The sequence below is a fragment of the Archangium sp. genome (genome assembly GCF_057119385.1).
On sequence record NZ_DBNGVP010000023.1, the window covers coordinates 91,295 to 114,932 of the forward strand.

Annotated in this window: 26 protein-coding genes; 12 read left to right on the forward strand and 14 right to left on the reverse strand. The window is 69.2% G+C overall.

Features of this window, described 5'->3' with window-relative positions; genetic code table 11:
- Positions 1-2: 2 nt before the first annotated feature.
- The 5 genes from AC16DP_RS06215 to AC16DP_RS06235 form a co-directional block, all read right to left on the reverse strand.
- Positions 3-485 carry a hypothetical protein gene (locus tag AC16DP_RS06215; protein ID WP_329731868.1) on the reverse strand — a complete coding sequence of 161 codons (483 nt, stop codon included), beginning with the start codon at positions 483-485 and terminating at the stop codon, positions 3-5.
- 97 nt (positions 486-582) lie between these two features.
- Positions 583-915, reverse strand: a complete 333-nt coding sequence (locus AC16DP_RS06220; RefSeq protein WP_329731869.1) for an SPW repeat protein — start codon at positions 913-915, stop codon at positions 583-585.
- Between the two features lie 36 nt (positions 916-951).
- On the reverse strand, positions 952-1,521 hold the full coding sequence (locus AC16DP_RS06225) for a hypothetical protein (protein WP_329731870.1): 570 nt from the start codon (positions 1,519-1,521) through the stop codon (positions 952-954).
- A 91-nt stretch (positions 1,522-1,612) separates the two neighbouring features.
- On the reverse strand, positions 1,613-2,107 hold the full coding sequence (locus AC16DP_RS06230) for a type II TA system antitoxin MqsA family protein (RefSeq protein WP_329731871.1): 495 nt from the start codon (positions 2,105-2,107) through the stop codon (positions 1,613-1,615).
- Entirely contained in the window at positions 2,104-2,388 is a 285-nt protein-coding gene (locus AC16DP_RS06235) for a DUF4258 domain-containing protein (RefSeq protein WP_329731872.1), read from the reverse strand. The genes AC16DP_RS06230 and AC16DP_RS06235 overlap by 4 nt, the downstream gene beginning before the upstream one ends.
- A 252-nt stretch (positions 2,389-2,640) precedes the next feature.
- Here AC16DP_RS06235 and gor point away from each other — a divergent pair, with 252 nt between their 5' ends.
- A complete protein-coding gene (gene gor / locus AC16DP_RS06240; RefSeq protein ID WP_329731873.1) occupies positions 2,641-4,047 on the forward strand; it encodes a glutathione-disulfide reductase in 1,407 nt (468 codons plus the stop codon).
- A 90-nt stretch (positions 4,048-4,137) separates the two neighbouring features.
- On the opposite strand, the gene AC16DP_RS06245 is transcribed toward gor, so the two are convergent.
- The 3 genes from AC16DP_RS06245 to AC16DP_RS06255 all read right to left on the reverse strand — a co-directional run bounded on the left by AC16DP_RS06245 (position 4,138) and on the right by AC16DP_RS06255 (position 6,189).
- Positions 4,138-4,971 carry a hypothetical protein gene (locus tag AC16DP_RS06245; RefSeq protein ID WP_329731874.1) on the reverse strand — a complete coding sequence of 278 codons (834 nt, stop codon included), beginning with the start codon at positions 4,969-4,971 and terminating at the stop codon, positions 4,138-4,140.
- Between the two features lie 170 nt (positions 4,972-5,141).
- On the reverse strand, positions 5,142-5,777 hold the full coding sequence (locus AC16DP_RS06250) for a thioredoxin family protein (protein ID WP_329731875.1): 636 nt from the start codon (positions 5,775-5,777) through the stop codon (positions 5,142-5,144).
- Positions 5,778-5,898: 121 nt separating this feature from the next.
- Entirely contained in the window at positions 5,899-6,189 is a 291-nt protein-coding gene (locus AC16DP_RS06255) for a hypothetical protein (RefSeq protein ID WP_329731876.1), read from the reverse strand.
- A 276-nt stretch (positions 6,190-6,465) separates the two neighbouring features.
- Here AC16DP_RS06255 and AC16DP_RS06260 point away from each other — a divergent pair, with 276 nt between their 5' ends.
- From AC16DP_RS06260 to AC16DP_RS06270, 3 genes are all read left to right on the forward strand, one after another.
- A complete protein-coding gene (locus tag AC16DP_RS06260) occupies positions 6,466-6,690 on the forward strand; it encodes a hypothetical protein (protein ID WP_329731877.1) in 225 nt (74 codons plus the stop codon).
- 75 nt (positions 6,691-6,765) lie between these two features.
- The gene (locus AC16DP_RS06265) at positions 6,766-7,077 is read left to right on the forward strand and encodes a PadR family transcriptional regulator (protein ID WP_329731878.1); all 312 of its coding nucleotides are present in this window, start codon (positions 6,766-6,768) and stop codon (positions 7,075-7,077) included.
- Positions 7,078-7,533 (forward strand): hypothetical protein, encoded by a 456-nt coding sequence (locus AC16DP_RS06270; protein WP_329731879.1) that lies wholly within the window; start codon positions 7,078-7,080, stop codon positions 7,531-7,533.
- Between the two features lie 222 nt (positions 7,534-7,755).
- Here the strand turns inward: AC16DP_RS06270 and AC16DP_RS06275 are convergent, their stop codons facing one another.
- Both AC16DP_RS06275 and AC16DP_RS06280 read right to left on the reverse strand, forming a co-directional pair.
- A complete protein-coding gene (locus AC16DP_RS06275; protein ID WP_329731880.1) occupies positions 7,756-8,616 on the reverse strand; it encodes an alpha/beta fold hydrolase in 861 nt (286 codons plus the stop codon).
- Entirely contained in the window at positions 8,609-9,307 is a 699-nt protein-coding gene (locus AC16DP_RS06280) for a lysophospholipid acyltransferase family protein (RefSeq protein WP_329731881.1), read from the reverse strand. The genes AC16DP_RS06275 and AC16DP_RS06280 overlap by 8 nt, the downstream gene beginning before the upstream one ends.
- 157 nt (positions 9,308-9,464) lie before the next feature.
- On the opposite strand from AC16DP_RS06280, the gene AC16DP_RS06285 reads away from it, so the two are divergent.
- The 8 genes from AC16DP_RS06285 (at position 9,465) to AC16DP_RS06320 (ending at position 17,486) form a co-directional block, all read left to right on the forward strand.
- Positions 9,465-9,959, forward strand: coding sequence for a hemerythrin domain-containing protein (locus AC16DP_RS06285; protein ID WP_329731882.1), 495 nt, complete (start codon positions 9,465-9,467; stop codon positions 9,957-9,959).
- Positions 9,960-10,153: 194 nt separating this feature from the next.
- Positions 10,154-10,675: a cell wall protein gene (locus tag AC16DP_RS06290; RefSeq protein ID WP_329731883.1), complete on the forward strand. Its 522-nt coding sequence runs from the start codon at positions 10,154-10,156 to the stop codon at positions 10,673-10,675.
- Positions 10,676-10,766: 91 nt separating this feature from the next.
- Positions 10,767-11,633 (forward strand): tryptophan 2,3-dioxygenase, encoded by an 867-nt coding sequence (locus tag AC16DP_RS06295; RefSeq protein ID WP_329731921.1) that lies wholly within the window; start codon positions 10,767-10,769, stop codon positions 11,631-11,633.
- Positions 11,634-11,699: 66 nt separating this feature from the next.
- On the forward strand, positions 11,700-11,879 hold the full coding sequence (locus tag AC16DP_RS06300) for a hypothetical protein (protein WP_329731884.1): 180 nt from the start codon (positions 11,700-11,702) through the stop codon (positions 11,877-11,879).
- Between the two features lie 59 nt (positions 11,880-11,938).
- Positions 11,939-12,694, forward strand: coding sequence for a hypothetical protein (locus tag AC16DP_RS06305; RefSeq protein WP_329731885.1), 756 nt, complete (start codon positions 11,939-11,941; stop codon positions 12,692-12,694).
- Between the two features lie 67 nt (positions 12,695-12,761).
- A complete protein-coding gene (locus AC16DP_RS06310; protein WP_329731886.1) occupies positions 12,762-13,310 on the forward strand; it encodes a Uma2 family endonuclease in 549 nt (182 codons plus the stop codon).
- Between the two features lie 21 nt (positions 13,311-13,331).
- The gene (locus AC16DP_RS06315) at positions 13,332-14,450 is read left to right on the forward strand and encodes a hypothetical protein (RefSeq protein ID WP_329731887.1); all 1,119 of its coding nucleotides are present in this window, start codon (positions 13,332-13,334) and stop codon (positions 14,448-14,450) included.
- Positions 14,451-14,615: 165 nt separating this feature from the next.
- Positions 14,616-17,486: a GAF domain-containing sensor histidine kinase gene (locus tag AC16DP_RS06320; RefSeq protein WP_329731888.1), complete on the forward strand. Its 2,871-nt coding sequence runs from the start codon at positions 14,616-14,618 to the stop codon at positions 17,484-17,486.
- 6 nt (positions 17,487-17,492) lie between these two features.
- Here AC16DP_RS06320 and AC16DP_RS06325 read toward each other — a convergent pair whose 3' ends face one another.
- From AC16DP_RS06325 to AC16DP_RS06340, 4 genes are read right to left on the reverse strand one after another with little or no spacing between them, the layout of a single operon-like run.
- Complete coding sequence (locus AC16DP_RS06325) at positions 17,493-20,210, reverse strand: GAP1-N1 domain-containing protein (RefSeq protein WP_329731889.1); 2,718 nt, start codon at positions 20,208-20,210, stop codon at positions 17,493-17,495.
- Positions 20,211-20,216: 6 nt separating this feature from the next.
- The gene (locus tag AC16DP_RS06330) at positions 20,217-21,242 is read right to left on the reverse strand and encodes a TRAFAC clade GTPase domain-containing protein (RefSeq protein ID WP_329731890.1); all 1,026 of its coding nucleotides are present in this window, start codon (positions 21,240-21,242) and stop codon (positions 20,217-20,219) included.
- Positions 21,239-22,336 (reverse strand): TRAFAC clade GTPase domain-containing protein, encoded by a 1,098-nt coding sequence (locus AC16DP_RS06335; protein WP_329731891.1) that lies wholly within the window; start codon positions 22,334-22,336, stop codon positions 21,239-21,241. The genes AC16DP_RS06330 and AC16DP_RS06335 overlap by 4 nt, the downstream gene beginning before the upstream one ends.
- Complete coding sequence (locus AC16DP_RS06340; RefSeq protein WP_329731892.1) at positions 22,336-23,607, reverse strand: GTPase-associated system all-helical protein GASH; 1,272 nt, start codon at positions 23,605-23,607, stop codon at positions 22,336-22,338. Before AC16DP_RS06340 ends, AC16DP_RS06335 begins: the two co-directional genes overlap by 1 nt.
- Between the last annotated feature and the right edge of the window lie 31 nt (positions 23,608-23,638).

A 23,638-nucleotide genomic window follows, 5' to 3' on the forward strand; every position in this document is an offset into this window, starting at 1 on the left:
GCTCACTCGAACTGGGAGACGACGGTGAAGGGGAGGCTCTTGGGCAGGGTGATGGCGGTGGGGGTGGTGCCGGCCTCGGCGTAGACGCCGCCGGGCGCCGAGGCGCCGAGCACGAGGCACACGGGGTGGCTCTCTCCATCGGGCAGGCTCGCCTGGGTGTAGCGCACCTGGACCTTGCCGGTGTCCATCCACAGCGTGCCCGAGACGAGCGTGCCCGCGGGCAGGTCTCCCACGGCGCTCTCCAGGCGGCTCGTCACCTGGCCCTGGCGGTAGACGCCGTAGTCGTTGGGGCCTCCGGGCTGGGAGGCCTCGAGCTGCAGGGCGCCCTGCTGGCCGGGCTCCAGGCGCAGCTTCTTCATGAGCTCCACGGTGCCGGGGGCGCAGGTGAGCGGGGGCGCGGCCGTCTTCTGCTGGCCGAGCGTGACACACGCGGTGAGGGCGAGGGTGCTCGCCGCGATGAGGCAGGGCTTCAGGAAGGGGTGCATGGGGTGCTCCTCCGGTGGCGGGGAGTCCATGCAGTACACCCGTGCCGGGCCGTGCCGGGGGAGCGTGTCGTGCGGCCGTCTGGCAATGGACGATGCGTCAGGGGGTGACGGGCCTGCGATGAGGCGTCCAGTCGCGGTGGTCCCAGACGAGCGACAGGGCGGTGACGAGCAGGCCCACGATGACGTCGTTGAGGGTGGCGGCGCGGTAGCCGCCGAAGCCCAGCAGGAAGGGCGAGACGATGAGCCACACGCCGAGCAGGGTGTTGGCGTAGCGCAGCCTGGGAATGGCGATGGCCGCGAGGGCCAGCAGCATGACACCCAGCCCCACGCACAGGTCATTCAGCTGGGCTTCCTGGAGCCGGTAATCGAGTACGAAAGGCGCGGACACCAGCCAGAAGCCCAGGATGACGTTCAACCAGCGAGCCCACATTCGCCGCTCCTCCGGACACTTGAAACGTTGACGGGTTCAAGTTGGGGAGAGGGGGGCGCCGGGTGCAACGGGGAGCCATCCCTCGGAAGGCGGGCGTGCACGCGCGAGCACGTCCGCCTGCCTGTGCGGGAGCGCGGACGCGGTGACGAGGCCGAAGAGCAGGGCTTGAAGGGCGAGCCACCGGCGCTCGGCGGGAGACCAGGTGCGCGGGGGCGGAGTGACGCGCAGGAGCGGAAAGGAGAGCCGCTCGAAGAGCCACACGCCGCCGCCGAGCAGGAGGCCATGGAGGGGCACGGGGGCCAGGGGCCGGAGCCAGACACCGAGCACCCCGAGCGTGGGCCCGTAGAGCCAGCGCATGGCGAGTCCCCACCGTTGGGCTTCACGGGGACGCAGCCGGACGCCGAGCCACGCGCGAGCGGCTCGTCTGGCGATGTGGCTCACCGAGTAGGGAGGCGGATGCCCGAGCCGCGAGTCGCGGAGGGGCTCGGAAACAGTGAGGGCCAGGGTGCCAAGCACGCCCGCGCCGAGCCCTCGCTTCCAGGTGTGCTGCCCGTGCTCATGCCCATCCACTGCCAGCCTGGCTGCCTGCCTCGAGAGCACTTCCATCTACCGACCCCCGGCGGTGCACCGCCCGTACGCTGGAGGTGGGCATGCACCGGATGGTGGACAAGCGGGCCTCGGTCAGTGCCCTGCTGCTCTACGCTGCCGCGGCTTCTTCGGCCTTCCAGTGGGCCCGCGAATCGCGGAGCTTCATGCGCAGGGGAACGGCTTCTCCCTGGGCAATCTCCGCCAGCATCTCGAGCGGATACTCGGCGATGGGAGCGCGAACGAAGACCATCAGCCGGAGTGCCCGCTCCGCGACGGGGCTCATCTGCTTCTTGCCGGTCTCCCACCGCGAGACGGTCTCGGGCGTGACATCCAGGACCTCGGCGAAGTCGGCACCGGAGAAGCCCAGATATTTGCGTAGGGCCCTGACTTCTTTCGGGGTGAGGCGGGTCTTCTTGGACGCCACCTCCTGGGCGATGAGCCGGTGCAACTCATCGAGGCGCGGAATATCGACTTCGTACTCACCGCACTCGCGGCAGCGGCGGACCTCCACGTTCATGAGTGTCACGGTGTCCAGGCCACACTCGTCGTAGAGGTAGTTTTCCCGGCCACTCTTCATCTGGGCACCGCAGCGCTCACACCTCATTTCTTCTTTCTCCAAGCCGTGACGATCTTCAGCTTGGACTCGGACACGAAGGCAACCACCACGGCCATCCGCTCGGTGTGGACTCTGTACCGCCACGTGCCGTTCTCCAACTCCGCCTCCTCCAGGATCTTTCCGGCACGCAGCACGTTCCTGACGTCGAACATGTCCAGGTCGTCCTTGGCCAGCTCTTCCTTGGCGTGCCGGGAGGACTCGATGACCCCCGTGGCACAGATCTCCTGGATGCGCTTCCTGGCTTCGTTGCGGTTGAACGGCTCCTTCATGAGGAGAACGGTAGGTTGCTCTCCTGTCCGGGTCAAGCCTTGACCTTATATCAAGTTATGTAACTCGTGGGTTGCTGTCAAGCACCCCAGAGGAAGGAATCATCCTGCTCAGTTCGAATCTTGCGGAACGTTGGTTTTTCGCCGGAAAGCTGAAGGTAAAATGGGCGAGCCGATTCACGCGGGCGCATCTCGGGTTATCCCTCACCCCAACCCTCTCCCAGGAGGAGAGGGGGCATACACGGAGGACACGCGATGCCCCAGTACGACTTCGACTTGTTCACGATTGGCGCGGGCTCGGGCGGGGTGGCGGCGAGCCGCAGGGCGGGCTCGTATGGCGCGCGCGTGGCCATCTGCGAGGACAACCGCATCGGTGGCACGTGTGTGCACCGGGGCTGCGTGCCCAAGAAGCTGCTCGTCTACGGTGCCCACTTCCACGCGGAGTTCGAGGACGCGGCCGGCTATGGCTGGTCGGTCTCGGAGCCCGGTTTCGACTGGAAGAAGCTCCAGGCGGCGAAGGACAAGGAATTGGAGCGGCTCGACGGCGTCTACCGGCGGCTGTTGAAGGACTCGGGAGTCCAACTCATCGAGGGCCGGGGCCGGGTGGTGGACGGGCACACGGTGGAGGTGGATGGCCAGCGCTACACGGCGGAGCGCATCCTGGTGGCGACGGGCTCGCATCCCTTCCTTCCCGAGGTGCCGGGCATCGAGCACGCCCTCTCCTCGGACGGCGCGCTGGGACTGACGGAGCTGCCGAAGCGGCTGGCGATCGTGGGAGGGGGCTACATCGGGGTGGAGTTCGCGGGCATCTTCAACGCACTGGGGGCGAAGGTGATGATGCTCATCCGGGGCGACACGGTGCTGCGCGGCTTCGACGACGACATCCGGGCGATGCTCACGCAGGAGATGCGCAAGAAGGGCATCGACATCCGGCCCGAGACGTTCATCCGGGACATCGAGAAGCGGGCGGACGGGACGTTGAGCCTGCTGACGCGGATGGGGGACACGCTCGAGGTGGACGCGGTGTTGTACGCGACGGGGCGGGTGCCGAACACGAAGGGGCTGGGGTTGGGCGAGGTGGGAGTGCGGCTGGACGAGCGGGGGGCGGTGGAGGTGGACGAGTGGTCGCGCACGAGCGTGGAGAGCATCTACGCGGTGGGGGACGTGACGGACCGCATCAACCTCACGCCGGTGGCGATCGCCGAGGGCCGGGCGTTGGCGGAGACTGTCTTCCACGACAACCCGACGAAGATGGACCACACGGGGGTGGCGTCGGCGGTGTTCAGCCAGCCGCCGGTGGGGACGGTGGGGTGTACGGAGCTCGAGGCGCGGGAGCGTTACGGCAAGGTGGACGTATACGTGTCCAACTTCCGGCCGATGAAGCACACGCTGAGCGGGCGGGACGAGCGGACGATGATGAAGGTCATCGTCGAGCGCGAGGGTGGGCGGGTGTTGGGCTTCCACATGGTGGGAGCGGACGCGCCGGAGATCATCCAGGGGATGGCGGTGGCGTTGAAGTGTGGGGTGACGAAGAAGCAGTTGGACTCGACGGTGGGAATCCACCCGACGGCGGCGGAGGAGTTCGTGACGATGAGGGACAAGCGTCCGGACCCGGTGGAGTCGGCGGCGAAGGACCTGGGCCACGAAGCCCATCAAGGCTGAAAAGCCAGCCACACAGAACCCCGGGAGACACCGTGCCCCCCACCCTCTCCCTCTGGGAGAGGGAAAGGGTGAGGGTCTGCACCACCGTGCTCAATTCCCGCCGAAGGTGGAGCCCGCGGTCACCTGGAGGATGCCCGGATACGTGAGCTGTCCATGGTGTCCGATGATGTGCTGGTACACGGGCACCCGGAGGTTCAACCCGAGCCGCACGGCGCCCACGGGATACGCCAGTCCCGCGCCAGCGAGGACATCGGTGCGGCCGAGGTTGCCATCCTGTTGGACGAGCCCATCCCAGCGTTCGGGCTGCTCGTTGACGACATCGGCGCTGACCGAGAAGCGCAGCGCACCGATGACAGGCCCCTCGGCGGAGACCCCGGCGGCGAAGCGGCTGCCGCTCTGATATCCGAACCGGTTCTCCGCGAGGGACAGCTGTGCCTGGCCATAGACGCGAGCGCCCCAGTTCCCCCAGGAGCGCGAGGCCTCCAGGCCGAGCAACGGCTGCACGGTGCCCGTACCGAACTGCACATGCTGATGCGGCAGCCCCCGGGCACCCAGGGCGAACGGATTCTCCACCGTATTTCCCAGCGGAACCGTCACCCCGAGCCGCGCGGCCAGGCCCACGTCCCCGAGCCGCCACGCATGGCGCCCCAGCACCCACGGATCTCCGAGACCGAACAGCGTCTCATCGCGGTGGTGGATGTTCTCGTAGTCGAGCGTCAGGGGCGTGCCCTCGAGCGTGGTGAAGCGCACGGTGGTGGCGCTCAGGCGCAGGGGCAGCTGCACCTCCACGCCGAGGGCATCGGTGATGCCGTGCTCCAGCGTGGCGCGCAGCTCGGCGATGGTGAAGTGCTGGTCATGGAGCTGCGGAGGCTCGTCCCGCACCTGGCAGATGGGGCCGATGTCCGGGCACTCGGAGGGATGCACCACATGGACGGACGTGGCGAGCGTGGACAGGGAGACGCCGGTTTCTCCGGCGCGAAGGGTGGACAGGGAATCCCTCCCGACCGGGAGGTTGGGATTGCTTCAACCCGCGCAGGCGGCGGCGCGGTTGGGAATGGCGAGCCCCAGCAGGCCCACGGCGACGGGCACCCATCTCATCGCGCACCCGCCTCGGCCAGGGCGGCATCCAGCGCGGCGGGGTCGAACCCCTTCACGGCGCGCACGAGCTTCCCGTCCTTCCCATACACGAGGAGGTACGGAAGGTTCTCCACCTGCGCGAGGTGGCGCTTCGCGACGGGCGAGTCCCACGAGACGACATTGAGCTTGCGGTAGGCGATGTCCCCGCGCGTGTTGAGCAGGGGGAACATGTGGGCATCCACCTTGCGGCAGGGGGGGCACCAGTCGGCATAGAAGTCGAAGACGGTGACCTTGCCGGGCACGGCGTGGGGGGCGAGCTCGGGCACGTCCTCGCCCTCGTGGGACAGCTTCACCAGGTCCGCGCCGGGGGCGAGCACGGGCAGCGGCTCGAAGGACAGGTCCGGGTGGCAGGTGAAGCACTGGGACTCGGGGACGCCGTGCTCGCCGCACCAGTCCTTGGCGGCCTGGAAGCGCGGGGCGAGCTCGGGGTGGCAGCGGGTGCAGTTCTCCTGGGGGACGCGGTGCTCGCAGAAGGCGGCGTCCTGGGAGGAGGCGACGCTCAGCGAGCTGAGGTTGCCGTGGGGCGTGGAGGTGGTGGCGCATCCGGCGGCCGCGAGGCCACCCAGGACGCACAGGGTCTTCAAGAAACGCATGGTCTGCTCCTCCGCGAGGGCTTGGGGCCCGGGCGGAAAGGAATGGGACGGACGGACTCCGAGGCGCTAAACCCCCGGAAACCCGAACCCAGAAATAAAAGAACAAAGGGGAAGTTGAATTTCAGGCACGGGGAGGCTGGAATACGTCACGCGCGTGCAACCGGAGGGGCGGAGGAAGGGGTTCCGTCCATCCATCCGGCACGTCTTGCAGCCAGGCCGGTGGGAGCGAGGGAGCTTCCACGGGCAGGGGGGACACCATGCGGCCACAGGGACAAGCCAGGCACGAGGCGGGGCACGGAGTGGTGCTCTCGCGGCAGTCGTCGCAGGACGTGTCCTCCGCCGCGCGCGCGGCCGTCGCGCCCAGCAGCAGGGCGAGGGCGAGCGCGAGCAGGGTGGACAGGGCGCGGCGCATGGCAGGCGTCCACACGTATCGTCATCCGCGGGGGGCGGCAAGCCCCGCGCCGGGAACATCCCATCGGGTCAGGTTGTCCGCTCTTCGAGCGTCCCTGGCCGCGTCTTCGCCAGGCAATCGGTGGGTCTCCGTCTCTGTGACAGAGGGGGCGTGTTGAATGCGTCCGTCTGTCGGACCCCCCGTGTCGGGGGCCACGCCAGAAAGGGGGGGAGCCTCATGAAGGACAGCAGGAGTGGAATGTTGCAATCCTCAGGGATTGAGGATACCGTGCCAGCCATGGAGTCCTGGAAGCAGGACGGGGGTGAGATGATGGAGCTCACGCTGTGCTACTTCCAGGTGGAGGGCTCGCGGCTGGACGAGGGCTGCGAGGACGGGCTGTCGCTCTCGCGCCGCTCGGTGCTCACCGAGAAGCTCCTCCCGGCCCGTTGGACGCCGGTGCGCCGCAAGCGGGCCCGGCGGGGGCTCGCCCAGGACTCGGCCTTCGCGTCCCTGCCCGTCTGACCGGTTTCCGTCACGAGGGGGCAACCTCAAACCTTCAGGTTGCAGGCCAGGAATTCCCGGTTAGTCTCCAGCTCCATGGACACTCCGATTTCCGCCCGGACCGCCATCCTGATGTCGCTGATCGGCGGGAAGGGCTTCGGGCTGGAGATCATCGAGCGGGTCCGGGAGAGGACGAACGGGAAGATCCACCTGAACGAAGGGTCCGTGTACCCGGCGCTCAAGGCGCTGGAGCGGGAGGGGTTGTTGCGCAGCTTCGAGGGAGACCCCATGCCCGAAAGAGGCGGACGTCCGAGGCGGTATTACGAGTTGACGGGGGAGGGGCGGAAGGTGGCGAGGGAGCAGCGCTCGGCCCTGCTGAGCCTGCTGCAGACGGCGGAGGCATTCTGAATGAGCGTCATGAACGTCCAATACCCGTATGATCCCCGGCAGGCGTTCCCCCTGCTGAGCGCCTTTGGGATGGAAGGGGACGTGGAGGATGGGCTCACGGACTCGCACCGTCCCGTCCTGGCCGCCGAGCTCTCCCGGAAGGCCCACGAGCCCTCGCTCGAGCCCCAGGAGCCCGGGCAGGAGGACGGCCTCGTGTGGGTGGAGCCCGCGGCGCCGGTGAACCCGGTGGTGCGGCGGGTGGAGGGCTTCCTCGGGCTGTGGGGCCGGTGGGCGAGTGCCCGCGTGGCCAACGAGGAGCTGGGAGACGCGCTGGAGCTCATCCACAAGTTGGCCAGGGCCGGCGTGCCGGCGTGGATGCTCTATGCGCAGGCGGGCGTGTCCGCCTTCTGGGCGCTGGTGCACACGGCGCAGGATGCCGCGCTGCGGCTCACCGGACGGCAGCGGGTGGAGCGCTAACCCTTCACCAGGTTCTTCATCACGAACCAGACGCTCCTTCACGGCGGAGACGGCCTCTTCCAGGGTGTCTCCGGCGATGAAGCGGTGGGCGATGCGGCGCAGGGCGGGGACTTCGGTGGCGACGTCCTTCAATCCCTCGCGGCGCGAGAGGAACATCCGTGCGGCGCGGGAGAGCCGGGTGGCCTGGTCCAGGGTGTCCTGTTCGGAGTCCTGTCCGGAGTCCTACGAGCCGTGTGGGGCGAGGAAGTCGCCGACGAAGGCGTTGAAGGCGTCGGTGTGGCTCATGTACGGCAGGTGGCTGGCCTCGCGGATGACCTCCAGGCGCGAGCCGGGGATGCGCGCGGCCACGTCGCGGGCGTAGGAGAGGGGCACCAGCAAATCCCTGGCGCCGTGGAGGATGAGGGTGGGCACGCGCAGGTGCTCGAGGTCCTCCAGGTAGTCCGCGGCGAGGATGTCCTCCAGGCGCCGCAGCAGCTCCAGGGGCGAGAGGCGGCGCGCCTCGCGGACGATTTCGGACCGGCCCTCGGGGGGCAGGTGACGGCCGCCGAGCACCCGCGCCACGGTGGGGGCGAAGAGGTAGGCGAAGGGTTTGGGCATGCGCACCAGCGTGGACAGGGCGAGCGCCCAGCGCCGCACGCGTTGCACGCTGGCCACCGGTGACACCAGCACCAGCGCCTTGAGGCGCTCGGGGTGGGCCAGCGCATAGGCGATGGAGATGAGGCTGCCGAAGGACGAGCCCACCAGGGCGAAGCGCTCGGGGAGCCGCGCGTCCGGGTGATTCAGGGCGGCGAGGTTCCACTGCAGCGGCGTATGCGTCAGCGGCGTCTGCGGCGTGGGCGTCCACAGGAGGAGCCGCCGCTCGGCCGCCAGGGGCCGCATGGGCGCGAACGAGCGGCCCGAGGCTCCCAGTCCGGGCAGGCACAGCACGGTGCGCGACTCGTCGAGGCTGCCCCCGGGGAAGGTGAAGAGCCGCACCGGATGGCCGCGCACCAGGCGCTGCTCGAGGGCCAGCTCATAACCCTGCTGAATCTCCTCGGGCTCGGGGACGAGCCGGGGCAGGGCGGGAAGGGTGGCTTCACGCATGGCAGGCTCGGATGAGGAGGTGGTGCACCCGGGTGGCGATCCGGTCACGGAAGTGTTTCAACCGGGACTCGGGTGCATCCGCCGGAGGGGGCTCCAGGGACGGGCCCACGGCGAAGGTCATCTTCACGGGCAGAGGAAGGGGACCCAGGCCCATGCCCAGGGGCACCCGGTATTTTTCACCGGGTGCGAGCGGGACACACCAGCGCTCGTCCTCGGGGCAGAGGAAGGTGCCATCCACGCCGAAGCCGGCGAAGGGGACGATGGGCACCCCCGCCTGGGCGGCCAGCCGGACGAAGCCGAGCGTGCCTTCCCACCGCAGCGTGTAATGGTGACGAGGCTTCTTGAACGTCTCCCACGCGCCGCCCGGATAACAGACGACGAGGTGTCCCTGTCCCAGGGAGGCGAGGGCATTCTCCCGGGTGCCCTCGACGCCTCCCAACCAGGGCAGAACGGTTCTCACCAGGGGGATTTTGAAGAAGCCTCGCTCGGCCAGGCCCAATGGGTAGCGGCCTGTAGCGCGATGTATCAAATGAAAGAAGGCAGGCGTTTCATAACCCCACAGCCCGTGATTGCCCACGAGCAGGACGGGGCCCCGGGCAGGCAGGTGCTCGGCGCCGAGCAGGCGGGCGCGGTGGTAGAGGGCGGAGAGCGCCGCGCCGGTCTCGGCGAAACGGAAGACCGCTCGGCGCACGGGGTTCAGGGTGGCTTCCACGGGGAGGGAAGATGGAGATGCCCGGCCCGGATGACAGAGGGCCTTCGCCCGCCTGCCTGCCACGCATTGGTTCGGACATTGGACAAATGGCCCGGTGGTTGTCCGCCCCGGGTGGGGTGGCGATGGTTGTGGGGCCATGGGCCCTTTCGAGATGCTGTCAGGGAAGCAGAGGGAGTTGCTGGCGTGCTTCGAGGCGCTGGCACCGGGGGCGGAGGGGCCGCCAGCGCCGGAGCGGGTGGAGGAGCTGCTCGAGGCGCTCTGGCTGCACGTGCGCCTCACGGAGCGTCACCTGCAGCCCCTGGTGGTGCGGGTGGAAGGCCAGGCGCGGGCCCTCCAGGAGGCCGAGGTCCTCCTGGCCATGCACGAGCTGATGGCCGAGCTGGAGTGGTTTCCCCAGGACAGCCTCGAGTGGCAGGTGCGGTTGATGGCCCTCGAGGACGCGGCGGTGGCCCACGTCCGCTCCCTGGAGCTCCAACTCTTTCCCCGGCTCGCCGCGGCTCTCGATGCGCGAGAACAAGCGGACCTCGTCCGGGAGATAGCGGCCACACGCGAGGAATTGTGGCTGGAGATGCGCCGCGCCCGGTCCGTATTCCCGGCGGATCACGCCGATGTCTGTCTGTTTCAGGCGTGAACGGAAGTTCAGGTGTGTCTGGTTGCTGGCGACAATCTTCACGTCAGACGCAATCTTTATTTATTTTTAAGCGACAACTCGTGTATTGGTGGCGTCATGTCTGGGCAGCTGTTGAATAGAACAGGCCCTTGAACACAACCCCCAGATGACCGGCTCGCCCCCCGAGACGGTTCATCCAGAGAGGAAACACGAGCATGTCGGTCGACAAGGCATTCCGGGAGATGGTTCGCAACGAGATCGAGGCGCAGATCAAGCCGCTGCGTGACCTGGTGTCGCGTCTGGAGGCGGGCACGGCGGATCTCGACCGTCTCCGCACGGTGGCGGAGCAGCTGGCGCCGCTGGCGGGCGCGGTGGGCCCCCTGTTTGGCGTGAGCGGTGGTAGCCGCGGTGGCGCGGCTCCGGCCCGCCGGGGTCCGGGCCGTCCGGCTCGCGCGGCGTCGGTTCCCGCTCCGGCGGCGTCCGGTGGCAAGAAGCGCGGCCGCAAGCCGGCCGCCGAGGGTGGTGCCCGCGAGTGCGCCATCAAGGGCTGCGGCAAGCCCAGCCGCACCAAGGGCTACTGCGCCGCGCACTACCAGAAGCTGCGCATGCTGGAGAAGACCAACCGCCGCCCGAACAACTGGGTGGACTACGCCGAGCCCAACAGCGTCGAGGACATCAAGCTGCCGCGTGGCCGCGCCGCCGCCAAGGCGCTCGCCGAGGCCAAGAACGCGGGCTGAGCCGTACCCCGGCCGAGCCGGAGTCGAATCGGACCCTCTCCCTGCTCCTTGGAGAGGGTCCGGTTCTTGCGGGCCCGTGGCGGGCCCGCCATTGTTGGGCATCATGAACAAGCGCGAGCTGGAACCCGGAATCTTCACCGACCTGGCCGGACGGACCACGTACGGCGATTACCTGCAGCTGGACCGTCTGTTGTCCGCGCAGGTGCCCCGCTCGCAGCCGCCGCACCATGATGAGCTGCTCTTCATCATCCAGCATCAGACGAGCGAGCTGTGGATGAAGCTGCTCGTCCATGAGCTGACGGCCGTCATCCATTACATCCAGGCCGACAACCTGGAGCCCTCGTTCAAGATCTTCTCCCGGGTGGGCCACATCCAGCGGATGCTCTTCGAGCAGTGGAGCGTGCTGGAGACGCTCACGCCCAATGAGTACCTCGAGTTCCGCGGCGCGCTGGGACAGGCCTCGGGCTTCCAGAGCCACCAGTACCGGGCGCTGGAGTTCCTGCTCGGCCACAAGGACGAGCACTCGCTGGGGCCCTTCAAGCACATGCCGGGGGTGCACGCGCAGCTCGAGCGCATCCTGCACTCGCCCAGCGTGTATGACGAGTTCCTGCGTCACCTGTCGCGCCAGGGCCACGCGGTGCCGGCGGACCGGGTGGAGCGCGACTGGCGCGAGCCGTATGAGAAGAGCGCGGCGGTGATGGAGGTGTTCCGCCACATCTACGAGAGCCCCGAGAAGCACTGGGATGCGTACGAGATGTGCGAGAAGCTGGTGGACGTGGAGGAGCGTTTCCAGCTCTGGCGTTACCGGCACATGATGACGGTGATGCGAGTCATCGGTTTCAAGCAGGGCACCGGCGGCTCCTCGGGCGTGGGATTCCTGCGCAAGGCGTTGGATCTGCGCTTCTTCCCGGAGCTCTGGGACGTGCGCACCGTGCTCGCTCCCCCGGCGCCCAGGTAGGGCGTCTCGCGTGGCTGCCCCGGGCGGCTCCCATTCCTAGCTTGAGCAGGAAAAGGAGGAGACACCATGGGCGAGCACGACAGGCCGAAGCACGAGCCCGCGCTTCCAGAGGACGACGAGGGCCATTCCACGCGGCAGGCCGGAGACCGGCCCATTCCCACCCCGGGGCATATCGGCAATCTTCCCGATGATGCGCCCGGCCCGGGCAAGCCGGTCGTCTTCCCGCCGCATACACCAGAGGACTGAGTGTCCACCGCGGGAGGCGGGTGCATCGGGCCCCCTCCTGGCCGTGGTAGAGCAGCCCCATGCTCCTCGCACCGACCCTCGCTCTCGTTCTCGCGGCCAATCCCAGTCCCGTCGACGCCTGGGCCCGCAAGGCCTGTCCTCCTCCAAAGCAGACGCCTGACTCCAACGTCGAGATGAAGTTCATGGAGCAGCAGCGCGCCGAGTGCCTCAAGAAGGCCATGAACAAGGCACTCGACAAGGTCATCGTCCCCCTCAAGAAGTCCAAGCCTCCCGCCTTCAAGGAATGGATGTCCTTGCAGGCCGACTACAACCGCTGGATGGCCGATGCCTGTGCCGCCGTCGAGGAGGCCAACTGGGTGGACCTCGCCTCCGGTGAGCGCTCCATGGGCACCGGCTACGGCTTCACCGAGAGCCAGTGTCAGCAGCGGCAGTTCGCCTGGCGTGGCTTCTACGCCGATGCGTGGGCGCGCAAGGACTGGACTGCCATTCAACAGGCCCTCCAGGGCTTCTCCGAGTCCGCTCGCAAGGCCCGCGAGACGCTCCAGTCCTACCGCTCCAAGGCCCAGGCCGCCGCCGCCCGCGCCCCCGCCCACGTCGAGGAGTCCGACCTCCCCGTGCGCCAGCTCGCCCGCGACGACTGGAAGCCCTACCTCGAGCGCCTCGAGCGCGCCGCCTCCGCCCCCGAGGCCCTCGCCCGCCGCCAGTGCGCCCTCCACCCCAGCCCCGCCCCCGACTGCGCCCAGCGCCTCACCGACAGCCTCCTCTCCCAGCTCGACTTCTCCGACGCTCTCAATAACCAAGAAACTGGGGATTAGGGAAAAATCGGAAAGAGCGGTACGACGCCCGGCGGATGTCAGACCTCTCTGCAACATGACATTCCTCATGACCGCCATGTTGAGCACCGCCTTCCTGTCCCAGGCCGAGCCCCTTCCCCTGCGCCGCAAGGGGCTGTCGCTGGCCACGCGCCCCGTCAGCTCCCGCTCGGCCGCGCTGCATGCGTATGCCGCCTCGCAGCTCGGCGCCGAGCTCATCGCCACCTACGGCGCCGGCCGCGGCACCTCCGGCGGCTGGCTGCTGCTCTCCGGGCTCGAAATCCACCTCGGCCAGAGCGTCCTCTCGCCGGACCTCATCGGCTGGCGGCGCGAGCGCCTGCCGCGCATGGCCCGCGGCACCTCCGGCATCGCGCTCGCCCCGGACTGGGTCTGCGAGGTGCTCTCCCACCCCGAGGAGCGCGCCCACCTGCTGCCCCTCTACGCCCGCGAGGGCATCCGCCACGTGTGGCTGGTGGATCCCGAGGTGCGCACCCTGGAGGTGCTCCAACTCGACGGCCGCCGCTACGCGCTCACCGCCCTGCACTCGGGCCTCAGCACCGTCCGTGCCGAACCTTTCAACGCCCTGGAGCTTCCGTTGCGCCTCCTCTGGGCCGAATGAGCGGCTAAGGTACGGCCCCCCATGGCCGCCTCCGCTCCCCTCGTCTTCGAGAAGGCCCACGTCCTCTGCTACCGCACCTTTGATATCGCCGAGGAGATCAACCTCGAGCAGGCCCGCCGGGTCATCTCCTCGGATGCCCGCCGCCTGAAGCTCGGCCGGGAGAACAGCCAGTACCTCCAGCTGCCCAACCCGCCCCTGGCCTTCGAGCTGGGCCGGCGCGCGCTCGCCCTGCGCCAGGGGCCCGTCACCGTGGACGTCACGGCGCGCCTCTTCGACCATGGCGCCGCCTCCATCATCCTGCGCGTCCCCGTCGCCCCGGACACCACGCTCGAGCCCCTCATCTCGCTCGCCGACGAGCTCTATGACAGCGTGGCCCTCGAGGAGCTCGCCGTGGAGCTCATCGAGTCCGTGCGCAGGATGATCTCCCCCGCCGTGCAGGGGCCGCACCTGTGGGACCAGAACGAGAGCTACACCGTCCTCTTCGTCGAGCGGATTCAGGGCAACCCCTCCGCCGAGGAGCTGATGGCGCGCGCGGACCTGGCCCGGGTGCTGCTCGGCGAGGTGAACGACAAGCCCCTGTCCTCGCGCGAGCGCGAGGCCGTCACCCAGTCGCGCTTCAGCTACACCGTGGAGGACCTGGCCGTCATCGACTGGAACAGCGCCTTCGTCTACGAGCCCTCCGGCTCCAGCGACATCCCGGACCTGCTGGAAGTGGCCAACGCCCAGCTGCTCGAGTTCCGCTACTACGACTACCTGCTGGACGCGCACATCGGCCGCATCCACGACGAGGTGCAGGCCAGGCGCCATGGCTTCCTCGGCCTGTTGCGCAGCCCCTACCGCGCCCTGGCCCGCGAGACGCTCGCCACCCTGGTGGACCTCAACGAGTTCATCGAGCGCGTGGAGAACAGCCTGAAAATCATCGGCGATTTCTACCTGGCCAAGGTGTACGAGGCCTCCGTCAAGCGCATGCGTATTCCGGCGTGGCAGGCCTCGGTGACGCGCAAGCAGCAACTGCTGGCCCAGACGTACAGCCTGCTCAAGGGCGAGGTGGACACGGACCGCTCCCTCACCCTGGAGCTCACCATCGTCCTGCTCATCGTCCTGGAGATCCTCTTCGCCGTCCTCCGCGTCTTCGAGTGACGGCGCGCCCCGTGAGCCGTCGGACATCCGGGTAAAACTGGAAGTTCTGACTATCCTGAATCGGACGCTCGGGGCGGGGGGGTGGTGGGCAGCGGTCTGGTACCCGTGGAAAACTCCTACCTCACGCCCGGTGCGGGGGTCGCCCGGGCCTGTGGGGGGTGGGGCATGCAGGTGCCCGGAAGCAATTTCGTCGCGGCGGTGGAGCGCATGTCACGCGCGCTGGAGCAGCTCGCCTCGGCGCCGTCGGCCCTGGCCGTGCTGCAGGAGGTGGTGCGCTGCGCCGCGTCCTCAGTGGGGCTGGAGCGGGCCGCCATCGTCTGGCAGGACGTGGACGGACGGCTGCTGACGCAGGCCACCCCCGGCGTGTGCCCCGAGGCGCTGGCCGCGTGCGGACGCCGCCTGCTGGACACGCCGCCTCCGGAGCCCGTGCCCTGGTTGTTCCACCAGACGGAGCGGGGACTGGCGCCGGGGCTCGCCGGGGTGATGGACGGGCTGGGCGCGGCGTCGCTGCTGGCCCTGCCGGTGCGGGCCGCGGGCGGCGGCGGCGTGGGCGTGCTGCTGGGGCCCTCGCCGGAGCCGCGGGGCTTCTCCCCGGAGGAGATGCGGCGCTTCACCCTCTACGCGCAGCTGGCGGGGCTGGCCATCGAGCGCGGGCGGTGGGTGGAGTCCGCGCGCACCTCCGCGCTGCAGGCCCGCGCCGAGGCCGAGCAGGCCGAGCTGCTGCGCCTCACCAGCTTCCAGGCGGTGACGGAGGCCTTCGGCCGCGCCCTCACCCGCGAGGACGTGGGCCGGGCCGTGCTGGAGCTGGGCGTGCCCGCCGTGGGCGCGCTGGGCGGCACGGTGCACCAGGCCTCGGCGGATGGGTGCTCGGTGGAGCTGGTGGCCGCGGTGGGCACGGCGGAGAAGGAGCTCGCCCTGGTGCGCACGCTGCCCCGGGAGATGTCCGGGATGCCCGGCTACGACGCGGCGGCGCGGGGCGTGCCGGTGTGGCTGGAGTCCCCGGAGGAGGCGCGGGCCCGCTACCCCGTCTTCTCGGTGTACATGGCGCACCAGCCCTGCCAGGCCTTCGCCTTCCTGCCGCTGCTCGTGGAGCAGCGCAACCTGGGGCTGCTGGCCTTCGGCTTCGCCCAGGCGCGCCGCTTCACCGAGCTGCAGCGCACCCTCATGCTGGGACTGGCCCGCCAGTGCGCCCAGGCCATGGAGCGCGCCCGCCTCTACGAGAACGAGCGCGCGGCCCGTCTCCAGGCCGAGGCCGCCGGGCAACGGCTGCAGTTGCTCGCCGACGCGGGCGTGCTGCTGTCCGGCTCCCTGGAGTGGGAGTCGACGGTGGCCAGCGTGGCACGGCTCGCCGTGGGCGGCTTCTCCGACTGGTGCGCGGTGGACTTCCTCGACGACCACGGCGCCCTGCGGCGGCTCACCGTGCAGCACGTGCGCCCGGAGCGCTCGTTGATGCATGACAAGATTGAGAGCTACTCTCCGGAGCGGTCCCGGCCCTCGGCCATCACCGAGGTGGTGCGCACCGGGCGCTCGCAGCTCTTCACCGGGCTGGTGCCTCCCTTCACGCGCAGGGCGGAGGCGCGTCCCGGAGAGGGGCCCGCCGGGGGCGGCTCGTGCCTCATCGTTCCGCTGGTGGCGCGCCAGCGCACCCTGGGCGCCATGTCCTTCGTGCGCGGGCCCGAGCACTCGCCCTTCACCGACGCGGACCGCTCGCTGGCCGAGGACCTCGCGGCGCGCACGGGCATGGCCATCGACAACGCACGGCTGTTGCGCAAGGCCCGCTCCGCCGAGGCCGAGTCCCGCCGCAACGCCGCGCGCCTGCGCAGCCTCGTGGAGGTGGACAAGTTGTTGGCGGAAGCCGGCCTGGACCTGCCCGCGGTGTTGGATGTGATTGCCCGCAAGGTGTCCGAGGTGCTGGGGGATGGCTGCGTGCTGCAGCTCATGGCCGAGGACGGGGCCTTCCTGGAGCCCGTCACCATCCACCACCCGGACCCGGAGGCGCGCTGGCTGCTGGCGGGCACCGTGCACGCGCGGCGGCAGAAGCTGGGCGAGGGCCTTCACGGTGGCGCCGTGTCCAACGGGCGCGCGGTGCTGCTGCCGGACATCGACGTGGAGGAGGCGCGCGCCTCGGGTGGACTGCCCGAGTACCTGCCCTACCTGGACCGCTACGGCCCGCAGAGCCTGCTGGTGGTGCCGCTCACGGTGAAGGGGCGCGTGTTCGGCAGCCTCGGCGTGGTGCGGGACGTGGCCGGCGGCCGTCCGTATGGCGAGGAGGACCAGATGCTGCTGCAGAGCCTCGGCGAGCGCGCGGCCCTGGCCATCGAGGACGCCCGGCTCTACGGCGCGGCCACCGAGGCGGTGCGCCTGCGCGATGACTTCCTCTCGGTGGCGGGGCACGAGCTGAAGACGCCCCTGAGCGCGCTGCGGCTGCAGATTCAAATGCTGGCGCGCACCGCGCGCGAGGTGGCCACCACGCCGGGACTCGCCCAGCGCGTGGAGAAGGCCGAGCGCACCAGCGAGCGGCTGGGCGCCCTCATCGACGAGCTGCTGGACGCGGGCCGCATCACCGCGGGCCGGCTGAAGCTGGAGCGCGAGGAGGTGGACCTGGCGGCGCTCACGCGCGACACGGTGGGGCGTATGTCCGAGGCGCTCGCCCGCACCGGCAGCGAGGTGAAGCTGCAGGCCGATGCCGCCGTGCCCGGCCGCTGGGACCGGGTGCGCCTGGAGCAGGTGGTGGGCAACCTGCTGTCCAACGCGGCCAAGTACGGGCGCGGCCAGCCCGTGGAGGTGCGCGTGGAGCCGGGGATGGATGGACGGGCCCGGCTGGTGGTGAAGGACAACGGGATTGGCATCGCTCCCGAGGACCAGGCCCGCATCTTCGAGCGCTTCGAGCGCGCCGTGAATGGCCAGCAGTTCAACGGGCTGGGGCTCGGGTTGTGGATTTCACGGGAGATTGTTGAATCCCACGGGGGTCACATCCTGGTGCGCAGCGCTCCCGGGGAGGGGTCCACGTTCACCGTGGAGCTGCCCCGGGAGTAGGACGGCTCACTCGAAGTCGATCGGGCGGTGCGGGTTGGCGAGTACTTCCTCGATGGGGCGGCGCCAGCGCGAGGCCAGCTCGGGCGCGGCGTCGAGCGCGGAGGGGAGGCGGCGCAGGAAGTCCATGCCCGCGGGCGTGCGTGCGGCCCGATGCGCCAGTCTGAAGAAGAGGGGGGGGTCGCCCCTCAGGCTGCGCAGGAAGCTCTCGGGAGGCCAGTGGAGGGAGACGTAGGTATCGACGAGCCATTGCCGCAACTGCTTGGCCCTGTCCCAGTCCTTGCCGGTGAGGAGGGAGGCCAATGCGCCAAGCAGGGACTTCTCGTCTTCGAGCAGCCGGGCGTGAATGCGGGAGAAGACGAGCTCGACGATGTGCCAGCCCGAGGAGGGGCGGGTGCGCTCCACGAGGGCCAGGAGTTTGCTGGCCAGGTGGTCGTCCAGGCACCGTGGGGGGAGCTGGCGCAGGACGTGTGCCAGATTCTCACAGGCCGGGTCCAACTCCCGGGCCGAGGCGTTCCACACCAGGTACTCCAGCAGTCCGGGAATCCAGTCCCGGTCGTACGCCTCGGGTGAGTCCAGCCAGGCGCGCAGGGTGGCCGCCAGTCTCGGGATGAGGTGATGTTCCTCAGAGGTGCTCGTGGAGGAGAGGAGCTGGCTGCGCATGCTCTGGCGCAACCATTGGCGCAACATGGGGATGTCGAGCCAGGAGGCCAGCTCGGCGGGAGGGTGGGAGCCTTCGCAGAGGGCGCGGAGCCACTGCGGGCCCAGTCGTCCCATCAGGTTCCGGACACGCCACTGGTCGCGTGTGTCGAGCAGGGCCTGACGAAGCTCCGGTGCGAGCAGTTGCTCCGGGGGAATGGACTCAGAGGCCACACGCGTGAGGTGCTCGATTCGAGGTCCTTCCTCCTGGAGTGCGAGAACGACGAGCGCTCGTGCCAGGACGGGCCTTTGGCGAAGCTCCTGGGTGAGTGGCTCCACGCGTTGCAGCTTTTCTGCATAGAGGAGCAACAGGCGCGCTCCATTGGGGGGGCCGCTGCACTTGCGCACCAGCGCGTCCAGGCCGGTTTCCAGCGCGCGTACCGCTTGTGCGCCAATCTCCGCCGCGAACCAGGCGAGATGAGAGGGCTCCCCGCTCGCGAGGGCCCATTCCAGGCGCGTGGCGTCATCCACCTGTGAGAGCACGGGCTCCAACCGTGTATGGAGGGATTGGACGTCCCCCTTCGACAACATCCTCCGGGTGATGGCGTGCAGGGCGTCCAGCACACGCCCGCGATGCCCGCCAACGGCCAGGAGCAGACCGGGGTCGTCGATGCGGCCCGCCACCTCCTGCGCGAGCCCCAGAAGTGCCTCACGAGCAGGGACGCCCGTGCGCTTTACGGCCTCGGCGAGTGCCTGCTGGCGCTGGAGGGGAGAGAGGCAGACCAGGGCTGTTTCCATCAGCTCCGGCCAGGGCGTATCCGCGGCCTTGAGCAGGAGCGGAGGGGCCAGACGAGAGGCCGCATCGGTCACGCGGGTCAGCACGCGTTGGACGATGGCGAGCAGCGAGTCACTCCATCGTGCTCCAGAGGCCGCGAGCAGTTGCGGCAATTCCTCGGCCGTCCGCTCGGGAGTCAGTTCGAAGCGTCGTGCCAGCTCGCGGACGAGCACTCGCTCCACCTGGGCAGCGAAGCCCGTATCGGTCTCCAGCCGTCCGCGGACGAGGGGTCTGGAGATGAAATCGGTCAGCTCCCAGAGAGGGCGGGGCTCGGTGGTGGCGTCCGCCTGCCGCTCCAGCAATCCCCGGAGGATGGGGGCGGCGGCGGGATGGGTGGGCTCGAGCCCGGGCCACAGGCGCTCGAAGAGATCTGCCCGGGACCGGGCCGCCGCGAGCCGCTCGTGGGCGGCGGGCTCCAACTCCATGAAGCGCAGGAGCGTGGGCATGTCCTTGAGCGCGGGAGGGCGCAGGCCTTGCTCATGGCAGAAGGTCTCCAGCCGCCGAGCGAGCGTGGCGCCCTCTCGGGCGAATTGCGCCGCCCATTCCTTCTGCGTCAGGCCGGCCAGCCTGGGATGGAGTAGCCGCCCCGAGTCCCACCACGCTTCACTGTTGGCCTTCTCCAGGAAGGAGCCGCGTGCCGCCGGTGGAATGCCGAGGAAGGTGAAGGGTTGGCCCTCCAGGGTTCGCGGCTGCAGGGCGAAGGTGCAGAAGGAGAAGCGCTCCCGCTGTTCCGCGCGCAGCACGCTCCAGAGGAAGCGGACGACGGCGTCGGGCTGGCGCTCGTCCACCCAGAGGATGGGGCGCTCCTCGGTGCCGAAGAGCAGCACCACCGCCGCGAGGGCCTCGCCCGGCGTCGGCGGCTGCGCCGCGCCGGGCGCAAACGCGGGCATGGGTAGGGGCTCGCGGTACGGCTCCCGATCCTCGGCGCTTCGGGGCCGTCGGTGCAACGCCGCGAGTCCTCCGAGGTCCTCGAGTCCGCGGGCCTCGTTGTTGGAAAGCAGCACGGTATGCGTGAGCACCGTGCCCGAGCGGGTGGCCGCGACGTCGGGCCAGGTGCAGGCGAGAGCGTAGTACCGCTCGCCACAGGGAAAGCCGGTGAGATAGCTCTCGAAGCGTGCGCCCGTGGGCAGGTAGCCGGACAGGTCACTCAGGCGCTCGAGCAGTGCGAGCTCGCGCTCGTTCAGGTCTCCGCCGGAGGCAAGCAGGCGGTGGCCTTGCGCATAGCCATGGAGCGTCTGGGCGAGCAGCGGCATGGGACGTCAGGGGGCGCCGAGCGCCCGGTCGCCGAAGAGGAGCCAATAGAGGGGCATGCCGATATCCGCGCTCCGGTGCGGGCCGTGCGCTGCCTCCCACCATTCCACGAAGCCGGAGGGGTCCTCCAGGTAACGCTGGCTGTAGGAGGCATCATTCAGGTCTCCGCCCGTGGCCGACAGGCCGAAGCGGAAGACATCCTCCTGGAGGAAGTTGCTCCAGAGGTAGTCCTCGAGCAGCGGGAGGTGATGGGCCAGGTACGCGGCGGGACCGGCCTGCCGCCAGGAGGAATCGACGGTGTCCCAGGCGGTGAGCACCAGGGCGATGCGGAAGCGCTCCTGGGCCGCCCTGGGCCGCTCGCCGGGGGCGAGTCCGCGCACGTGCCGGATGAACTGGAGCAGCTCGATGAGGGACAGGGCGGTGGGCACGCTGACGGGGTCCGATGGGGCGGCGCGCGGCGTGGGGGGCACTTCCTCGACGGGGAGCGGACCGAAGTAGGCGGCGGCGTTGGTGGGGGCCACCGGCGCGGGGCCGGAGCGGACTGAGGAGGGCTCGGCCACGGGTTCATGGCGCAGCAGCCGCCAGCGCTCCCGTTCATCCTGCTCGGACGTGGGCTGGGGACGCGGCAGGCGCGTGAGCGTATCCGGGCGTACCAGCAGCAGGAAGCCACTGGAGAAGGCGCGCGCCTTCCACTCCTCGGACCAGCCGTGGATGCGATCCCGGAAGAGACGCTCCACCTCCTCGCCCGCGTAGTCCCCGGCGCGCAGGGTGAAGGAGAGGGGGTCGAAGTAGGTGCCCGCCGTGTGCAGCGGGGCGTCTAGAGAGAGCCGCTCGGTGACCTTGGTGCGCTGCGGGTAGTGGCCGCCGAGGAGTGGATCTGCGAGCCGTTGAAGGCCGACGGCGTCATCTCCCAGACCGGCCAGCCGCAGGTGCTGGAGCTTCTCCATCTGGAGCGCATCGACGAGCGCGCCCAGGTAGGTGGACTTGCCCGTGGATGGACCGCCGAGCAGGGCGATGCGGTGTTGGTCGCTCATGGCTCGTCCCTCCAGCGCCGCAGGGTGGCGAAGCCCCGGGCCTCCTCGGGCGGGAGCGTGTGCAGGGGCTTCCTGTGGGCGCGGCGGTCGGCGTGCTCCATGGCGTAGGTGAAGGGGTCCATGACGCCCACGGGCTGGCCCTGGGCCATGCGGTGGGGGAAGGCGCTGACGGGGAAGATGGAGAAGGGCATCTGCTCGCGCCGCGCGTCCTCCAGGGCGAGCCAGGTGCGGCGCAGGCGGTTGGAAAGCTCACCCCACCCGGTCCGTTCGGTCCGCTTCTCCGGAGCGGGCGGCAGGACGGAGTGGATGACCCGATCGAACTTGCTGAGCACGAGCGCCAGCGGCGGACGCGGCCGCATGTCCCGGGTCATCTCCTGGATGCGGCGCACTAGCAGGGAGGTCTCGTTGTCCGTGCGGCCTCCAGCCGCTCCCATCAGCGCGCTGGCATCCGCGAGGACGACGAAGGCATCACAGCGCTGGATGAAGGCCATGCGCCTGCCGGAGACGTCATCCACCCGCCCGGTCCAGTCCTTGACCCACTCGCCTGGAATATCGGTGAGCAGCAGGTCGATGTGGCGTTCGTCCCGGAAGTCCTGGGGGCGCAGCCCGACGTGCAGGAAGCTGCTGGGGCGCAGGACGTCCGCGCCGACGGTGGTGTGCTGGACGATGTCCTCCGCGGACTCTCCGGTCCATTGGCTGGCCCGTTCCATCAGCTCGCGGAAGCTGTGCAGGGTGAGGCTGGAGGCGAAGCGGTAGGGGAAGGAAGCCCGCTGGCCATTGGCGAGCTGGAGGAAGAAAGAGGTGAGCAGGCACGTCTTGCCCGCATTGTAGGGTCCGAGCACCGCGATGAGCCGGGCCGGAGTGCGCGACAACAGGCGCTCGACCTCGACGGAATCGAGGTGACGCCCGGACCAGGGGGCGCTGAGCGAGGCCGTCTCGCGAGGGGGCTCGGGGGCCGTGGTGGTCCGGGCGAGGTCGGGGCAGTCGGCGAGCGGATTGGGGAACTCGGCGAGCCGGGCGCACCGGCCGCCTTCGGGCAGGGTGCAGTCCGGGTTGTTGCAACGCGGGGGCTGAAGGGCAGGGGGCAGCGCCATCACCGCGCTCCGAGGTGACGGTCCAGCAGGGATTCGCGGAAGATCCAGGCGGCCCAGTCCCCGAGGTCGATGAGGGTATCCGGATCGACGGCGACCTTGTCGCGGAGACGCTCCTCGATGGCGCTCGGGTCGTGCCTGGGTTGGGCGGCCTGGATGCGCGCCCAGGTCACGGGGAGGCCCAGCGGGTCTTCTGTCGCGAGCTTCTCCAGGGGCACGCTCATGGAGGTGGCCGCGGCGTGTTGCTCGTTCTCGCGAACCCGCCGGAGTGTACCGATGAGATCGGACAGCCACTCCTTCAGGGGCCGCTTCTGGTCAACGGTCTGGTTGCCGAGTTGGTACAGGTTCTCGATGAGGAAGCTGGCCGCTGGCTCCACCTCCAGGCCCATGGCGAGTTTCGAACTCTCCCAGGCCATCCACCATAGCCGCTCGGATGCGTCGGAGATGCGCCGGTAGGGTTGGCGCCTGGTGCTGGAGTATCGGGCTTGCCCCCACCACAGCAAGTCGGCTTGAGCAGTTCGAGATGAAATGATTTTGTTTAACGTCTCACCAGTGAAGTCGGAGATAGCTGATACGCGAACATCAAGCCCGCCGAGGATATGGCTGACTTCATTCAGGTGATTGGCGATCCTGGTAAGGGTCTCTTGGTGCACATTGAAAAGTGACGCAGAGTGCTTGGCGAGTGTGTCTGTGCGGTCCTCGTCGGATTCTTGTATGCGGGTGATTGTCTGAGCGCTGTCGGGTACGGCAATGGGCAGTAGGGCCCATTCCTGTTGCTGCGTTGCGGAGGCCGTATCCTCGGGACCGTTCAAGGAAGTGGCTGTTGGAGGCGAAGCCTGTTGGTGGCGCCATTGCTCAAGGTACTTCTCTCTGCTGAGCCTGCCTTCAATCGCGGACCAAGCCGATTCGAGCAGTGGCGTCAATGCGAAATGCCCACCAACCAGATTGTCCGTCCAACAGGCCAGGAGCATCCCCTTCAAGATGAGGACGTCCTGCGCACCGAGGCCCGCGCTCTGCCAGAACCTGGAGATCTGCCTGAAGACGAAGTTGATGGCTTTGCGCCTGTGGATGCCAGGCCGCTCGGGATCGGCCATCAGCACCTGCACCGCCCGGATGACCACCTCGGGCGCGTCGACACCTGTACGGAGCCAGGCATGTAGTGGGGCGAGCGCCTGATTCTGAGCCGTGGTGTCGGCTTCTCCCGTTCTCAGGTCCCACTCCTGGCGGATCTCCCTGAAGCGTTCAGCCAGCAGATTCTCCGTGTCCGTCGCCACGTGCGTTTCCTTTCCTCCGAGGCGGCTCATG

Bases quoted from the DNA above. Each gene is read 5' to 3' on its own strand.
- AC16DP_RS06215 (WP_329731868.1), bottom strand. From the start codon at position 485: ATGCACCCCTTCCTGAAGCCCTGCCTCATCGCGGCGAGCACCCTCGCC.
- AC16DP_RS06220 (WP_329731869.1), bottom strand. From the start codon at position 915: ATGTGGGCTCGCTGGTTGAACGTCATCCTGGGCTTCTGGCTGGTGTCC.
- AC16DP_RS06225 (WP_329731870.1), bottom strand. From the start codon at position 1,521: ATGGAAGTGCTCTCGAGGCAGGCAGCCAGGCTGGCAGTGGATGGGCAT.
- AC16DP_RS06230 (WP_329731871.1), bottom strand. From the start codon at position 2,107: ATGAGGTGTGAGCGCTGCGGTGCCCAGATGAAGAGTGGCCGGGAAAAC.
- AC16DP_RS06235 (WP_329731872.1), bottom strand. From the start codon at position 2,388: ATGAAGGAGCCGTTCAACCGCAACGAAGCCAGGAAGCGCATCCAGGAG.
- gor (WP_329731873.1), top strand. From the start codon at position 2,641: ATGCCCCAGTACGACTTCGACTTGTTCACGATTGGCGCGGGCTCGGGC.
- AC16DP_RS06250 (WP_329731875.1), bottom strand. From the start codon at position 5,777: ATGCGTTTCTTGAAGACCCTGTGCGTCCTGGGTGGCCTCGCGGCCGCC.
- AC16DP_RS06255 (WP_329731876.1), bottom strand. From the start codon at position 6,189: ATGCGCCGCGCCCTGTCCACCCTGCTCGCGCTCGCCCTCGCCCTGCTG.
- AC16DP_RS06260 (WP_329731877.1), top strand. From the start codon at position 6,466: ATGGAGTCCTGGAAGCAGGACGGGGGTGAGATGATGGAGCTCACGCTG.
- AC16DP_RS06265 (WP_329731878.1), top strand. From the start codon at position 6,766: ATGGACACTCCGATTTCCGCCCGGACCGCCATCCTGATGTCGCTGATC.
- AC16DP_RS06270 (WP_329731879.1), top strand. From the start codon at position 7,078: ATGAGCGTCATGAACGTCCAATACCCGTATGATCCCCGGCAGGCGTTC.
- AC16DP_RS06275 (WP_329731880.1), bottom strand. From the start codon at position 8,616: ATGCGTGAAGCCACCCTTCCCGCCCTGCCCCGGCTCGTCCCCGAGCCC.
- AC16DP_RS06285 (WP_329731882.1), top strand. From the start codon at position 9,465: ATGGGCCCTTTCGAGATGCTGTCAGGGAAGCAGAGGGAGTTGCTGGCG.
- AC16DP_RS06290 (WP_329731883.1), top strand. From the start codon at position 10,154: ATGTCGGTCGACAAGGCATTCCGGGAGATGGTTCGCAACGAGATCGAG.
- AC16DP_RS06300 (WP_329731884.1), top strand. From the start codon at position 11,700: ATGGGCGAGCACGACAGGCCGAAGCACGAGCCCGCGCTTCCAGAGGAC.
- AC16DP_RS06305 (WP_329731885.1), top strand. From the start codon at position 11,939: ATGCTCCTCGCACCGACCCTCGCTCTCGTTCTCGCGGCCAATCCCAGT.
- AC16DP_RS06310 (WP_329731886.1), top strand. From the start codon at position 12,762: ATGACCGCCATGTTGAGCACCGCCTTCCTGTCCCAGGCCGAGCCCCTT.
- AC16DP_RS06315 (WP_329731887.1), top strand. From the start codon at position 13,332: ATGGCCGCCTCCGCTCCCCTCGTCTTCGAGAAGGCCCACGTCCTCTGC.
- AC16DP_RS06320 (WP_329731888.1), top strand. From the start codon at position 14,616: ATGCAGGTGCCCGGAAGCAATTTCGTCGCGGCGGTGGAGCGCATGTCA.
- AC16DP_RS06325 (WP_329731889.1), bottom strand. From the start codon at position 20,210: ATGCCGCTGCTCGCCCAGACGCTCCATGGCTATGCGCAAGGCCACCGC.
- AC16DP_RS06330 (WP_329731890.1), bottom strand. From the start codon at position 21,242: ATGAGCGACCAACACCGCATCGCCCTGCTCGGCGGTCCATCCACGGGC.
- AC16DP_RS06335 (WP_329731891.1), bottom strand. From the start codon at position 22,336: ATGGCGCTGCCCCCTGCCCTTCAGCCCCCGCGTTGCAACAACCCGGAC.